The 13,855-nt window shown below is 45.7% G+C and carries 13 protein-coding genes and 6 tRNA genes; 15 read left to right on the top strand and 4 right to left on the bottom strand.

Annotation, left to right across the window (positions count from 1 at the left end; translation table 11 throughout):
* Positions 1-832 precede the first annotated feature (832 nt).
* The 15 genes from tolQ to C2M17_RS09050 all read left to right on the top strand — a co-directional run bounded on the left by tolQ (position 833) and on the right by C2M17_RS09050 (position 10,512).
* Positions 833-1,534, top strand: a complete 702-nt coding sequence (gene tolQ / locus C2M17_RS09120; protein ID WP_105200495.1) for a protein TolQ — start codon at positions 833-835, stop codon at positions 1,532-1,534.
* Positions 1,521-1,946, top strand: coding sequence for a protein TolR (gene tolR / locus C2M17_RS09115; protein ID WP_105200494.1), 426 nt, complete (start codon positions 1,521-1,523; stop codon positions 1,944-1,946). Before tolQ ends, tolR begins: the two co-directional genes overlap by 14 nt.
* Before the next feature lies 1 nt (position 1,947).
* Positions 1,948-2,880 (top strand): cell envelope integrity protein TolA, encoded by a 933-nt coding sequence (gene tolA, locus C2M17_RS09110; protein ID WP_105200493.1) that lies wholly within the window; start codon positions 1,948-1,950, stop codon positions 2,878-2,880.
* A 9-nt stretch (positions 2,881-2,889) separates the two neighbouring features.
* Positions 2,890-4,245 carry a Tol-Pal system beta propeller repeat protein TolB gene (gene tolB, locus C2M17_RS09105; RefSeq protein ID WP_105200492.1) on the top strand — a complete coding sequence of 452 codons (1,356 nt, stop codon included), beginning with the start codon at positions 2,890-2,892 and terminating at the stop codon, positions 4,243-4,245.
* A gap of 122 nt (positions 4,246-4,367) precedes the next feature.
* On the top strand, positions 4,368-4,901 hold the full coding sequence (gene pal / locus C2M17_RS09100; RefSeq protein WP_105200491.1) for a peptidoglycan-associated lipoprotein Pal: 534 nt from the start codon (positions 4,368-4,370) through the stop codon (positions 4,899-4,901).
* Between the two features lie 16 nt (positions 4,902-4,917).
* On the top strand, positions 4,918-5,685 hold the full coding sequence (gene ybgF, locus C2M17_RS09095) for a tol-pal system protein YbgF (protein ID WP_105200490.1): 768 nt from the start codon (positions 4,918-4,920) through the stop codon (positions 5,683-5,685).
* A 187-nt stretch (positions 5,686-5,872) separates the two neighbouring features.
* Positions 5,873-5,948, top strand: a tRNA-Lys gene (locus C2M17_RS09090).
* 26 nt (positions 5,949-5,974) lie between these two features.
* A tRNA-Lys gene (locus C2M17_RS09085) sits at positions 5,975-6,050 on the top strand.
* Positions 6,051-6,073: 23 nt separating this feature from the next.
* Positions 6,074-6,149, top strand: a tRNA-Lys gene (locus tag C2M17_RS09080).
* A gap of 68 nt (positions 6,150-6,217) precedes the next feature.
* A tRNA-Lys gene (locus C2M17_RS09075) sits at positions 6,218-6,293 on the top strand.
* 69 nt (positions 6,294-6,362) lie between these two features.
* Positions 6,363-6,438, top strand: a tRNA-Lys gene (locus C2M17_RS09070).
* A gap of 130 nt (positions 6,439-6,568) precedes the next feature.
* Positions 6,569-7,612 (top strand): quinolinate synthase NadA, encoded by a 1,044-nt coding sequence (gene nadA / locus C2M17_RS09065; RefSeq protein WP_105200489.1) that lies wholly within the window; start codon positions 6,569-6,571, stop codon positions 7,610-7,612.
* Between the two features lie 106 nt (positions 7,613-7,718).
* Positions 7,719-7,809, top strand: a tRNA-Ser gene (locus C2M17_RS09060).
* 95 nt (positions 7,810-7,904) lie between these two features.
* Positions 7,905-9,617 carry a site-specific integrase gene (locus tag C2M17_RS09055; RefSeq protein WP_105200488.1) on the top strand — a complete coding sequence of 571 codons (1,713 nt, stop codon included), beginning with the start codon at positions 7,905-7,907 and terminating at the stop codon, positions 9,615-9,617.
* A 22-nt stretch (positions 9,618-9,639) separates the two neighbouring features.
* Entirely contained in the window at positions 9,640-10,512 is an 873-nt protein-coding gene (locus C2M17_RS09050) for a hypothetical protein (RefSeq protein ID WP_105200487.1), read from the top strand.
* Between the two features lie 427 nt (positions 10,513-10,939).
* On the opposite strand, the gene C2M17_RS09045 is transcribed toward C2M17_RS09050, so the two are convergent.
* The 4 genes from C2M17_RS09045 to C2M17_RS16035 form a co-directional block, all read right to left on the bottom strand.
* Positions 10,940-11,140, bottom strand: coding sequence for a hypothetical protein (locus tag C2M17_RS09045; RefSeq protein WP_105200486.1), 201 nt, complete (start codon positions 11,138-11,140; stop codon positions 10,940-10,942).
* A 76-nt stretch (positions 11,141-11,216) separates the two neighbouring features.
* The gene (locus tag C2M17_RS09040) at positions 11,217-11,813 is read right to left on the bottom strand and encodes a recombinase family protein (protein WP_105200485.1); all 597 of its coding nucleotides are present in this window, start codon (positions 11,811-11,813) and stop codon (positions 11,217-11,219) included.
* Positions 11,814-11,951: 138 nt separating this feature from the next.
* Positions 11,952-13,439 carry a KAP family P-loop NTPase fold protein gene (locus C2M17_RS09035; RefSeq protein WP_105200484.1) on the bottom strand — a complete coding sequence of 496 codons (1,488 nt, stop codon included), beginning with the start codon at positions 13,437-13,439 and terminating at the stop codon, positions 11,952-11,954.
* A 213-nt stretch (positions 13,440-13,652) separates the two neighbouring features.
* Positions 13,653-13,855, bottom strand: a 203-nt coding sequence (locus C2M17_RS16035) for a hypothetical protein (RefSeq protein WP_233997953.1), incomplete at its 5' end; no start/stop codon positions are given.

The following is a 13,855-nucleotide window of genomic DNA, read 5'->3' as shown; positions in this document are numbered from 1 at the left end:
GGCTTTTTTATGCCCGGAATACCTCTGTAGGTCGGGATTCACCCCGACAAAAGTGCACTATTGACACCTTGTCGACGCGAAGCAACGGCCGACAACAGGCAGCCAATTGCTTGTCATACGACAGCCGATTCACAGCGGATTAAGGCTGCACCGATTAGGGTCTGTGACTGAGCTTGATTCAGGCAAAAAAAAGCCCGCTAATAAAGCGGGCAAAACAACAAGTTGAAGGAAGTAAATCCGAGGAACACACCAGCTGCTCAATAGTAGGATGAAACAGCCGATGGTGTGAGGTGGGGAATCAGAAACCACCTCATGAACTGTGCAATAGAGCCATAGTTGGTTGCGCTAGCTCAGTACAGGGAGAATAATAAAGCGGTAGCAGATTTTCTTCAAACTAGAAAAATTATTTTTTTCGGATAAAAAAAACTAATACCGAATAAAATCTTCATGATGATATTTTGCGCAATAAACGTAAGGCTATTAGCTTTGTATGTTGAAATATAAGGCTATTATTATTTTTGTGCTTTTTTTGTTCTATTAGAATTACTATTTTTTAACTTGTAATACATCGGCAAAATGACAGCTTATGCGAATAATTCGCATAAAATCTGTTTTTTTGGAACTTTTTCGCATGTAAAAGAGCCCAATAAGATATCTGTGTATCTGCCTGTTAACCACAGCCTGCGGCGATTTATCGGCGCTAGGCGGCAATTCATGGCAAGGTCATTGTCAGCGCAATTATGACTGGGTACACTAGGGTTCATTGTGTGTCGTACGCTGTATTGAGCGCGGATACAGTTAATTGCAATATACGCGCCTTAGGAGAAAATACGTGGATTCAGGATTAAACTTTATTGATCTTATTTTAAAAGCCAGCTTTTTAGTGCAGCTGGTGATGCTTACCCTGGTTGCCCTGTCGGTGCTTTCTTGGGCCATTATCATTCAGCGTCGCAAAATACTTAGCAACGCCTTAACGAATGCGAAAAAGTTTGAATCCCGTTTTTGGTCTGGCGTTGACCTTTCTAAGCTGTACAACGAAATCTCTGCTCGCGGTACCCAAAGTGAAGGTATCGAAGCCATTTTCACGTCGGGTTTTAAAGAATTTGCCCGCGCCAAGAAAAACAATCTCTCTGCCGCTGCGATGGGAATTGATGGTCCACATCGTGCCATGCGTGTTGCCCTTTCTCGTGAGATTGAAAAGCTAGAAAACAGCCTGTCTTTTTTAGCCACTATCGGTTCTATCAGTCCTTATATCGGTCTGTTCGGTACCGTATGGGGTATCATGAACGCCTTTATCGCCTTGGGTGAAGTAAAACAAGCGACCTTGCAAATGGTTGCCCCGGGTATTGCCGAGGCTCTGATTGCAACGGCCATGGGTCTATTCGCGGCTATTCCTGCGGTTATCGCCTACAACCGTTTTGCTACCAAGATGGAAAAAATTGAATCTTATTACGGTAACTTTATGGAAGAGTTTGCCAATATCCTACATCGCCAGACTCTGACTCATGAGGTGAAAAGCCATGTATCAGCGTAAGAAGCGTCGTCCGGTCTCGGAGATCAACGTCGTTCCTTACATCGACGTGATGTTGGTGCTGTTAATTATCTTTATGGCCACCGCGCCTCTGATCACCCATGGCGTCAAGGTTGAACTGCCGAAAATGGAGCAGTCGGAATTGGTGGATACCAAGGGTGAACCGCCTATCATTGCCTCTATCGATGCCGACGGTAAATACTACGTCAGTGTGGGAACCGATCCTGAAGCGCCGATGGAAGCCATAGATGTGGCCGCGGTGATCAAGTTAAAGCTGGATCAAAACCCAAAAACACCTGTGATGATCAAGGGGTCCGGCCAGGTCAGTTATCAAGAGGTGTTGCGATTGATGGACTTTCTTAAGCGCGCAGGCGTTCCCGAGGTGGGTCTGATGACGGAGTCGTTCGAGGATTAATATGCAGCAGTTTAAAATACCTCTTCTGATCTCTGCCGGTTTGCATGTGCTGATGATTGCCATACTCGTTGGCGTCAATTACTTGCGCCCGTCAACGCCCGAGGTGATCACTGTGACCTTGAATGCGCCGAGCAATGAAGACACGCCGCAAAAAGCCGTGGATGCGGTGGCCGTGGATCAAAAGCAGGTGGAAAAGCGTATCGACGAGCTGCGTAAGCAGGAAGAAGATAAGAAACGGGCTGAGCAAAAACGCATTCGCGAACTGGAAAAACGCGCCGAGCTGGCCAAGCGTCAGCGTCAGGAAGAAGCTAATCGCATTAAAAAGCTAGAGCAGGAACGCAAAGCCAAGGAAGAAGAGCGTAAAAAAGCCGAAGCCGAAGCGAAAAAAGCCAGAGAAATTGAGCGTAAAGAACGCGATAAAGCGAAGAAAGCTCAGTTAGAAAAGGAAAAGGCAGAGAAGGCTGCCAAGGCCGCAGCGGAGAAACGTCGCAAGGAAGAAGAAGCGGCTCGCAAAGCCGAAGAAGAGCGCAAACGCAAAGAGGCGGAAGCCAAGCGTAAGGCCGAAGAAGCAAGGCAGAAGGCACTGCAAGAGCAAATGTTGCAAGAGCAGATGGCCGCCGAGCAAGCGGTGCGTGCTAAAGCCCGCCGTCAGCAGGTACTATCTGAAGTCGACAAATATCGCGCCTTAATCGGTCAGCGTATTCAGCAGAACCTGCTGCTTGATGATAGCTTCCGCGGTAAAGAGTGTCGCCTCAATATTAAATTGGCCTTTAATGGCTTGGTGACCAGCGTAAATTCGCTTGGTGGTGACAGACAAGTATGTGAGGCCGCAGTACGTGCCGTGCGCCGCGCCGATACGCTGCCGGTATCAAAAGATCGCGACGTATTTGAAGAATTAAAAAATATTAACTTAACGGTTAAACCAGAGTTTTAGGGGACTTTTATGATTAGATTATGCCGCATGGTGGCAGTGTCTTTACTGGCGAGCATGAGTATGTGGGCTCAGGCCGCGCTGGAAATTGTGATCACCGAAGGGGTCGACAGCGCTCGCCCCATCGCTGTGGTGCCCTTCGCCTATAAAGGCACAGGCGAAATGCCCATGCGAATCAGCGAAGTGGTTGCTGCGGACTTGCGCCGCAGCGGTAAATTTAAGCCAGTCGCCAATATCGATATGCCGCAGCGCCCGAGCTCGGATGCAGATGTAGATTATGGTGCCTGGGCACAGCGTGGTGTAGAAGCCATAGTTGTGGGCACGGTTGAGCAGCAATCAGCGGGTCGTTACCTGGTCAGCTTTGAGCTGATCGATGTGTTACGCGGTCAGATCACTGGCGGTCAAACCCGAGTATTGAACAATGGTCAGTTGGTGAACAGTGAAGATCATGTGCTGGATGCCCGCGAAACCGTGATTTCGGCATCGAGCTTCCGTCGCTATGGCCACCGTATCAGTGATGTGGTGTATGAGGCCTTGACCGGTGAGCGCGGCGCCTTTTTAACAAAAATTGCTTACATCATAGTACGTGAGCAGGACGAGAAGCCATATCAGCTAGTGGTTGCCGATTACGACGGCTTTAACGAGCAGGTGTTATTGCGCTCTAAAGAGCCGCTGATGTCGCCTTCCTGGTCGCCGGATGGCAATAAGCTGGCTTATGTAACTTTTGAGAACCGTCAGAGTCAGATCTTTATTCAGGATATCTACTCAGGCCAGCGTCAGTTGGTCACTTCTCACCCAGGTATCAATGGTGCGCCGCAGTTTTCACCCGATGGCACTAAGCTGGCCATGGTACTGTCAAAAGACCGTACCGGCGCCACGGAATTGTATTTATACGACTTAATTACTAAGCAGGAACGCCGCTTAACACGCCACCGTAGCATAGACACGGAGCCAACTTGGCATCCCAATGGTAAAGACCTAATGTTTACCTCTGAAAGAGGTGGTAATGCCCAGATTTATAAGTTAAATTTAGACTCGGGTCGAGTACAGCGTGTGACTTTCGACGGCGATATGAACCTGAATGGTTCGGTGACCCCGGATGGGAAACATTTGGTCATGGTTAACCGTACTTTAGGTCAATATCATATTGCTAAGAAGGATCTTGATAACGGGAACTTCCATGTGTTGACTCGAACTCGCTTGGATGAATCACCAAGCGTTGCGCCCAATGGCTCAATGATTATATACAGCACCATGCATAACAATAAAAATGTATTGGCTTTGGTGTCGATGGATGGTCGTTTTAAAGCGCGTTTACCTGTGCTCGACGGTCAGGTTAAGTCGCCGGCATGGTCGCCATTTTTGTAACTCGCTAAGGGTGCAGTCAGCTTTAGTCGTATAAACTTGATGTTTGTGCGACTATCGCACTATATTAAGAAAAATTGAAAATCAGGTGATGGTTTCACTAAATCATAATAGGAATCTACTCAATGCAACTGAATAAACTGTTAAAAAGCCTGCTTGTTGCAGTGCCAGTAATGACACTAGCGGCCTGTAGCTCTTCATCTAACCTAGATGAAGGCCAAGCCAACGAGACTAACCAAGTTGAAACCCAAGTAACTGATACTGTAGAAGTTGAAACTGTTGAGCGCGTAGAAACTGCAGAAGAAAAACTACGTAAAAAGTTTGAAGAACTTCGCCAGCAACAAGTTATCCACTTCGACTTTGACCGTGCAACGATCCAAAGCAAGTATGCTGAGCTACTTCAAGCGCACGCTCAATTCCTAATCCAAAACCCATCGGTTAAAGTACTTATCGAAGGTCACGCCGATGAGCGTGGTACGCCTGAGTACAACATCGCCCTGGGTGAGAGCCGTGGTCAGTCGGTAGAAAAATACCTTCTAAGCCTTGGCGTTAGCGCAAACCAAATGTCAGTTGTGAGCTATGGCGAAGAAAAGCCAATGATCAAAGCACGCAACGAAGAAGCGTTTGCTCAAAACCGCCGTGCGGTATTAGTATACTAAAATCAGTAGAGTAATGATGAAGCCGAAACTTATTTTGGCAGCCTTACTCATGAGCGGGAGCACCCATGTTTGGGCTGCTCCCGCTCCTGTTTCTGAGGCCACTGCCAGCGAATCAAGTATTGAGCAGCGCTTAAGCCGACTTGAGCAAATGATGCAATCGCGCAACATTATGCAAGCCAATCTGCAGCAGCAGCTCGATATGTTACAGGATGAAGTGAGCCAGCTACGTGGCATTACCGAAGAGCATAGCTACAAGCTCGAGAAGGTGTTGCAACGTCAACGTGAGCTTTATCAAGAGATTGAGAACCGTGTGAGTGCCGCCTATACGCAGCAGCCGAGCTACGAGTCATCACAAGTGCCAATGCCGCAGCCTGACGCTGGCTTAAGCACCACAGCGGTCAGCACCGACCTATCGGAAAACGAAGCGTACGATAAAGCGGTGAAACTGATTATGCAGGATAAGCGCTATGATGCCGCTATTCCTGAATTCCAGTCTTTTTTACAAAGCTACCCAAATTCCGTGTATGCGGCTAACGCTCATTACTGGTTGGGGCAATTGTTGACTATCAAGGGCGATACAGCCGGTGCCAAGTCTCATTTTGAGACCGTAGTGAATCAGTTCAGTGATTCTAGCAAGCGCCCGGACGCACTCCTTAAACTTGGCACCCTAGAACAACAGCAAGGTCAGTTGGCCAAAGCTAAGCAGTTGTTTAATGAGGTTATCACTCAATACCCTAATACCACGGCTGCGAAACTTGCCGCCGAACGTGTTAGCAAGTTGTAGCCGAATTTTGCCAGTTGCAATGTTTTAGACTGCTTTGTAGCTAAAGCGGTCTAAAATTAGGCAACTAAAAGGAAAAACTAAAAAAAACCGAGTATTTGTATTGCACTTGGATTTTAAATAAGTATTATAAGCGCCCGCAGCAGGGGATAACCACTCAGGAAGTTTTCTGCGGCAAATTACATAAAGTGGGTCATTAGCTCAGCTGGTAGAGCAGTGGACTTTTAATCCATTGGTCGATGGTTCGAATCCATCATGACCCACCACTTTATGTAATACTTAGCACAGCGTTGGGTCATTAGCTCAGTTGGTAGAGCAGTGGACTTTTAATCCATTGGTCGATGGTTCAAGTCCATCATGACCCACCAATTGCTAAATAGATTCTAATGTTGGGTCATTAGCTCAGCTGGTAGAGCAGTGGACTTTTAATCCATTGGTCGATGGTTCGAATCCATCATGACCCACCACTTTAGAATCAATACTGTTAACTTGTTGACGTTAATCATAACGCCTTAAACAACTTAACAACCCGGGCGGGTCATTAGCTCAGCTGGTAGAGCAGTGGACTTTTAATCCATTGGTCGATGGTTCGAATCCATCATGACCCACCATTCAATCTCCCCCTGCTATTATGAATAGCGCTTAATGTGCCGACATCTTTTGGCTCATTACACCAGAGCGGGTCATTAGCTCAGCTGGTAGAGCAGTGGACTTTTAATCCATTGGTCGATGGTTCGAATCCATCATGACCCACCACTTTCTTTATTCCCTTTTAAACTAACTAGTTACTAACTATCTTCTCGAACCCTAGCGCATAGCTTCTTTTTATCGTCATAGTTTCGTATAATTGCCCTAGTATTTCGTAACCTAGAATAGTTTTATCAGTATGGGTATTAGCCAACAGATCATGCCAGAGGACTATATTTTTCCTCCTAAGCCAGCTCCTCTTTCCGATGCAGAAAAGCTCGCCTATAAAGAGCGTATTAAGCAATTGCTGAAAGAGAAGAATGCCGTATTAGTCGCGCACTACTATACCGACCCTGAAATTCAGGCGCTCGCGGAAGAAACCGGTGGCTGTGTTGCCGACTCGTTAGAGATGGCTCGTTTTGGCGCACGTCAAGAGCAAGCAGATATGATTATTGTTGCCGGCGTTCGCTTTATGGGTGAAACGGCTAAGATCCTGACGCCGAATAAAACCGTGGTCATGCCAACTCTGGAGGCGACCTGTTCGCTGGATGTGGGTTGTCCGATCGATGCTTTTAGCGCGTTTTGTGATCAGCACCCGGATCGTAAAGTAGTGGTGTACGCTAATACTTCGACTGCGGTTAAGGCCCGTGCGGATTGGATTGTTACGTCATCATGTGCGTTGGAAATTGTTGAGCACCTTGATAGTGAAGGCGAAAAGATTATCTGGGGTCCGGATAAGCACCTTGGCAGCTATATTCAAAAGCAAACCGGTGCCGATATGATCATGTGGAACGGCGCCTGTATCGTTCACGACGAGTTTAAAACTAAAGCGCTGCAAGATATGAAAGCTTTGCACCCGGATGCGGCGGTTCTGGTTCACCCAGAGTCTCCAGCGGAGATTGTTGAGTTGGCCGATGCGGTTGGTTCAACCAGCCAGCTGATTAAAGCGGCGCAGGAAATGGATAACCAGAAGTTTATCGTCGCCACCGATCGCGGTATTTTTTATAAGATGCAGCAACTGTGCCCAGAGAAGGAGTTCTTTGAAGCACCGACTGCGGGCGAGGGTGCTACCTGTAAAAGCTGCGCACATTGCCCTTGGATGGCCATGAACGGCTTAAAAGCCATTGAAGAAGCACTGATTGACCCAAGCGGTAAAGAAGTGTTTGTGGACATGGAGCTGCGTGAGGGCGCCTTACGCTCACTTAATCGCATGCTTGATTTCACCGCCGCCATGGCACGCTAATGGCGGATTACTAAGCAATTGATTTGGTTTTGTAAAAAACACCTTGCAACAAACAAAGCCTTTGCTTAGTATAAGCGGCGCTGCTGCGGCAGCCCAGTTAAAGTGCGGAGAGGTGGCTGAGTGGCCGAAGGCGCACGACTGGAACTCGTGTATACGTTAATAGCGTATCGAGGGTTCGAATCCCTCCCTCTCCGCCATGCATTCTCGAAGCCTCGTATTCCGCGAGGCTTTGTCGTTTCTAGGCTCCAGAGATTTGACTCTATCTACCAACTGGTACAAAAGGTTGGTACACATGGGAATTATGGCTTCTCCTCAAAGGCACCCTAAGTCGGGTATTTATTACTTCAGAATGGTGGTTCCACAAGACCTCCGCCCAATTATCGGTAAGCGTGAATTTAAGGCATCTTTAGGTACTACTAATACCACAGAAGCAAAGCGTTTATTTAGTGAGCACTACCAACATGCGTTAAAGCAGGTAGAGCTAGCAAGGCTAAAGCTTTCTGGTCAAAGCAACGTTGAGTTAAGCTTTAAAGACTGCGCAATACTTGCTGAACGATGGTATGTGCATACAAAGAGTGACATAGAGCAGTCAGGGCTACTCAGTGACTATGTAAGCAGAAATTATGATATCGAAGGTAAGGCGGGAGCACGCTTCTTTGGTCTTGCAGATACACTCTCGATCACTCCGCCAGAACTGGACACCGCAAGTGAGTCTGAGCTAGCTGAACTTGCAGATGACCTGTCCGAGGAAATTACTAGTCAATTGGAAAGAGAATCCATAGTGATTCAGCCAAACAGTACAGTATTCCGGAGGCTGGCTGCTGCATTCCTGCCCTATGTTTTTCGTTTAGATTCAGTGTGTCGTGCTAGATACAAGAATGATTGGAGCTACGAACCAGTCACTATAAAGGTTGGGCTGGAGGAGCTTTCAACTAAAGTATCACCACGAGTTTTGCCTAAGCAAAAGGCACTCGTGAATAACAGTATTTCTTCTGTGCTTGAAAGGTTCCTGGAGTCAGAGAAAGTGAAGCACAGTGGCTCTTTAAGCCGCCTTAAGACCTTGAATGAAACGTCTTTAAAGGTAGAGCGCTTCATCGAAATTATTGGCGACAAAGGCATCGGAGATGTTTCTCGCGGTGATGTTATGGCCTATCGTGACACGCTTCTTCAACTCCCTAAATCTAAGCAAAAAAATATCCGCTCTAAGCCTATAGACGAGCAAATAGAGCTCGTGAAATCTGAGGGCTTGGAAACCATTTCTGCGTCTACCGTTAAGAACTCCTTGCGGCAGCTATCCACGGTATTTACCTATGCAGTTGATCTGGAGTTGCTCCCTAATAACCCCGTCTTTGGAGTAAAAGTAAGTACCGCACAGAAGAAAGTCGAGGTAGAAGACGGGAAGGGGTATACAGATAAGGACATTGAGCGCTTATTTGCTACCGAGGTCTTTAAAAACCCTAACGCACCTAAGAAATATGGTATGGCTTGCTACTGGGTGCCACTCCTGTGTAGGTACACGGGCGCAAGGCTTAATGAGATAGCCCAGTTACGTTCTGAAGACGTGATGCAATCTGACACAGGGATACATTACCTGAACATAAGAAGGGGTCAGGAACAGAGCGTAAAGACAGATGCTTCGTTGAGACATATTCCCGTCAGTGAACACCTCTTGGAGCTTGGCTTTATTGAGTTTGTGAATACCAGAGAAGGGTGGTTATTTCCTGAATTGCCAAAGGATAAATACGGTAAGAAATCAACAGCGTTCACAAAGTGGTGGCGCGGTGTCTTACAAGAGGTAGGTGTTGATAACACTCAGCCTGTACACGCATTTAGGCACTCATTTAAAACCATTATGCGTAGCCTAGGTATCCCGGATACAGTTAGTGACGCCATTACAGGGCACGCAGGAAAATCAGAGGGTGACCGCTACGGTATGGTTACCTTACAAACCAAGCAAGGTGCAGTTGATCGTCTTCCGCGATTATCTGTGAATCGAATATTTTAGTTCAGCTAGGCAATTAAGAAGTATGTCACCAGTAAAACGAATTACCTGCAAAGAGTGTGGGAAGCGCAGGGTTAAGGCTACGATAGTGAATCCTGAGACAGGCAAAGAAAGAAAAACACCCGCGAAGATATGCCAAGAGTGTCATTCAAAGGTCATCGACTACAGGTTCTTCAGTAGCTCTTTTGGTCAGTGGTTGAGAAGAGCTTTTCATAGGCAATGCACAGAGTCTATCCCAAAGGACACGGACGAGCTTGGTGGTTTAATTATGCTATGGCTTGAGTTCAGAGTAGCCAGCGGCCTATGTTGTGATGGAGAGTCGTTTAGTAAGAAATACGATTATCAGTTATGCCATATAGACCCTGTTAAAGGTGCGGGGGGAAGCGTGGGTGCTCTTAAGCCTAGTAACTTAATCATAGCTCCAGCGGAGTTAAACAGAAGACTTTCTAACTTACCTTATCCAGCCACCAGCGGCCTCTCTGTACAAAGAGGAGATCCCATTGATGATAATAATTTTAAGGAAGTCTGCCGCCAGCGCTACGACTTGAGGCGTCTTCAAAGAGACTTTGATTTGGACGTTAGGGATAAGAAAAAAGATTTACCAGTGTTTGAAAATAATGGTGTTTATCCATCTTTGGTGTTGTTAAAGGAGTTAAACCGTCATGGGTTCAGAACAGACAGGCTAATTGACGAAGATGAAAATCCAGAGCTTGTCGACAGCGTTTATGAAACGTTTCTTAAAGTTGGTGGGGCATTGGCAAAAGCTGAGTTGGAAGGTTATCAAGAGTCCACCAGGAAAGCCATGGAGTGGGAGTATATATATGAAACGCTTACGCCCTACAAAAAGAAACAGCCTAAAGACAAACGAAAGAATTCAGCAGAATTAGACGAGTTCTAGGGGCTCAGCCCTATACTATAGTTATTCCTTGTGGTTCTCTCAGATTTACTTAATTAGGTTGTAAAGTGAACGCTCTAAGGGGGTTTTAGTTTAACTGTTAACCATTATGGTTACCTAGTGAACAATTTAAGGTGTTCTTACATCGTCCAGTGAGTGTCCCCAAAGGCACCTATACGTATCCTGTGAGGAGAAATACTAATAAAGATTAATACTATGGTGGCTAGACCGAAAGACCTCCTAGTGAAGCCCACATTTATATACCCCATTGCGAGTTAGACTGCTAAAGACAGCTACCTCGCTCATCCCTTTTCCTTGATTAAACCATTTGCTTAGGGGTTAGGCCAAGGGGGGAGGGGTGGAGGTAATAGGCTTTCTAAGCGATTGCATCGGGTCACTACGTTTACACAATATGTGTTTTACTTTTCGTCTATTTTGTTCGTGACCCTAACTTAATCTTCAGGGTGTTCATTTTTGGCATCATGCCGTTTTTGAACAGGCTCTTGAGGGGATTCTTCAGCTTGTCCATTTTTGGCATCGTACCGTTTTTGGACAGGATCTTCAGGGTGTTCATTTTCAGCATCATGCCCATTTTGAACACTACTTGTTGAGCTTCTTCAGGTTGGCTCATTTCCGCATCGTGCGTTTTTGAGCTAGGGGTTACCTAGCCCAGCGTCTCCAAGTGAAATCCAGCGTCTGGTGGCGTGTCATGGATTCATTTTGGCTTTCCTAAATGTAGCTAAATGTCGTTTAACTGTAGGCACTGATATATTTAGTGCTGAAGCTGTTTTGGAAATGGAAAGCCCTCGTTCTAAACGATACTCAGCTACTTTCTCAGGAGACACCTTACTTGGTCTCCCAATCTTCTTACCTTGAGCTTTAGCCCTTGTCTGACCCTCTATGGTGCGCTCTCTGATGCGGTCACGCTCAAACTCTGCAAAGGCCGTGAACATGCGTAGCATTAGCTTACCTTCAGAGGTCGTTAGGTCTCTTGTGGGTAGGTCTAGGCTGTGGACATTGATGCCTTTATCGCCCAGTAGTTGAATGGTCTGCTGAACGTCTATGTTATCCCTACCTAAGCGATCTAACTTGAGGACCACCAGCGTATCACCCTTCATTAGTTTATGCTCTACAAGGGCTCTGAAGCCCACTCGTTGCATCGCACAGATTGAGCCTGATACCGTCTCTTCAACGACAAAAGCATCATCTACTAAGTAGCCTTTATCTTTAAAAGCTTGCTTCTGGTTCTCAGTTGTTTGCTCAGTGGTTGATACGCGACAGTAGAAGTAAGTCCGTTGGCTCATTAAGTTATCTCCTTGAATAAACTAGGGGGTATTTTAATGAGCTAGGCTTAAAAGTCAAAGTGGTACTTTTGAGCCACCCTTAGGTAGGTTCAATGCTGGTGGCTCATAAATGAATGCTTTTGAACCTACATATCAATTTTAGGTAATATTCCCTGCGAGTTGCGCAAGCTTTATATAATCATCCCACAACCAAAACTTGGAGTTTTTTTTCTCTTGAAGAAAGCATTCAACAGTACTTGATATATCATTATACACCTGTTCAGCCAAGGCGCTGCTGGGTCTGAACTTAGTTTGGACGTCATGGCCATACACTTGTTGTTCTTGTTCATGACCGAAATGATCTTTGACTTTTACGGTGTGCTTAACTGAAAAGTGCCGCAGTAATTCTCTAATGTGTGTGAAGCTTGTGCGTTTACCATTCCATGGCCTGTTCATTTCTAGAAACACAGTTGTTTGATAGTTTAATAATAGGTCGTTTTTTTCTGGCTCCTTGTTGTTGATATTAAGCAGTCTGTTATCAAGCTCGACAATAACCACCATCAAGGAAAAAATGTTTATGTACTGCTTCGAGTTGGTTGATTTAAAGGCTTCTTCAGCATATCTCAGGCAGGCGCTGAGTTTAGCTTGTAGTTGGTCAATGTCACGAATGCTTAATTTATATGCTAATGCAACCCAGTATAGATACCTATTGAGGCCTTCTATTTCTAAGCTTTGGTAATTTGCTAAATAAGGGTACAGGACTAGGCCTTCAGAGTTAGCGAACTGCTCTAATGGGTAAAACCTTATGTAATACTGCAAGTCCGGCGTACTCAGACTGGCTTCTCGATCAAAGAAGCGTTTGAGGTAAGTCATGGAATCGAAGTCAGAACCGTAAACTGACTTAATCGAGTGTTGTAATTGTTCACTGTCAGTTGCAACCACAAAAACAAAGTTCTTAGTAGTGAAGAAGTGCTTGATGACTTCAAGCATTTCAATTGCGTAGTTAGGCCTGCATCTGTCGAGTTCATCAACTAAAACTACAACAGGTAGTTCGTAACTAAAGTTTTGTTTTAACACTTCAGCCAATTGAGCTAATTGATCTCGTATGTTTTTAATTGCCTCTATTTGCTCGACATGATTGCCCATTACGTCTTTCAAGTAATCTTGGTCTGTCTTTTCAAATAATGCCTTGGCTGCCTCAGTACCAACACTGGCTTCATCCAAAAAGTGTTTTGTAAGTAGCCCAGTTCCACCAACTATTGTGCCTTTAAGTGCTTTGCCTAAAAACTGCTGAATCTTTTCAAACTCACCACCAATGTTTTCGTTAATCATTGATAACTGGTTTATCAATTCACTAGCCACGACCGATAAAGGTATTTCTGAGAAGTCACTTTCCCAAGCGTCAATGTATATAGTTGGGTAGCCTCTTCCACATAGGAGCGAATATAGTCGCCTTAGGAACTGAGTCTTACCTGTTCCCCAAGCCCCGTTTAGGTTCAATACGAACCCATCACGCTCACCAGCGATATAACTAGCGAGAAACTCTCCGTATTCACGCCTGTTGAGTTTACAGGTGTCGAATGTATAGTTCTTAAGCCAATCTTTGTATTTGCAGTTTGTGATCGGAGTAAGGGTTTCTGAAGTCATTTAAACGTCCTTGTATGCTTGGCTAAGGGGTTGAAGCTGTAATCTATTGAATCCTAACACAGAAGCGTAAAATGAATGCAAGGGCTTGTTCAGCAGTGTACAAACCAGTAGTACAAAGGTAAATATCAGTGTAGAATTAACGCATTGAATTTAAAGGCTTTATATTTGGTAGATGACAGTCGAGGGTTCGAATCCCTCCCTCTCCGCCATGCATTATGATAAAAAACCAGCTTCGGCTGGTTTTTTGCTTTTCGGCGTACGGTCGCAAGCTTCGGCCCTGCGGCGAGCCTTGGGCTGTTCGTTCACTAGTGGTGAACTCGCTCCTCTGCGCCATGCATTAAAACGAAAGAGCCCAGCTAAATAGCTGGGCTTTTTTGTTTTAACAGCACTAGCTGAGTGGGGGAGGTCATGATGAA

It is taken from the genome of Pseudoalteromonas sp. T1lg10 (assembly GCF_002964545.1).
Classification (GTDB): Bacteria; Pseudomonadota; Gammaproteobacteria; order Enterobacterales; family Alteromonadaceae; genus Pseudoalteromonas.
Note: the sequence above shows the minus strand (reverse complement) of the source record. Positions and strands in the feature narration are given on the sequence as shown.

Coding starts and splice junctions, on each gene's coding strand:
- tolR (WP_105200494.1), top strand. CDS start 1,521: ATGTATCAGCGTAAGAAGCGTCGTCCGGTCTCGGAGATCAACGTCGTT.
- tolA (WP_105200493.1), top strand. CDS start 1,948: ATGCAGCAGTTTAAAATACCTCTTCTGATCTCTGCCGGTTTGCATGTG.
- tolB (WP_105200492.1), top strand. CDS start 2,890: ATGATTAGATTATGCCGCATGGTGGCAGTGTCTTTACTGGCGAGCATG.
- pal (WP_105200491.1), top strand. CDS start 4,368: ATGCAACTGAATAAACTGTTAAAAAGCCTGCTTGTTGCAGTGCCAGTA.
- ybgF (WP_105200490.1), top strand. CDS start 4,918: ATGAAGCCGAAACTTATTTTGGCAGCCTTACTCATGAGCGGGAGCACC.
- nadA (WP_105200489.1), top strand. CDS start 6,569: ATGGGTATTAGCCAACAGATCATGCCAGAGGACTATATTTTTCCTCCT.
- C2M17_RS09055 (WP_105200488.1), top strand. CDS start 7,905: ATGGGAATTATGGCTTCTCCTCAAAGGCACCCTAAGTCGGGTATTTAT.
- C2M17_RS09050 (WP_105200487.1), top strand. CDS start 9,640: ATGTCACCAGTAAAACGAATTACCTGCAAAGAGTGTGGGAAGCGCAGG.
- C2M17_RS09045 (WP_105200486.1), bottom strand. CDS start 11,140: ATGAGCCAACCTGAAGAAGCTCAACAAGTAGTGTTCAAAATGGGCATG.
- C2M17_RS09040 (WP_105200485.1), bottom strand. CDS start 11,813: ATGAGCCAACGGACTTACTTCTACTGTCGCGTATCAACCACTGAGCAA.
- C2M17_RS09035 (WP_105200484.1), bottom strand. CDS start 13,439: ATGACTTCAGAAACCCTTACTCCGATCACAAACTGCAAATACAAAGAT.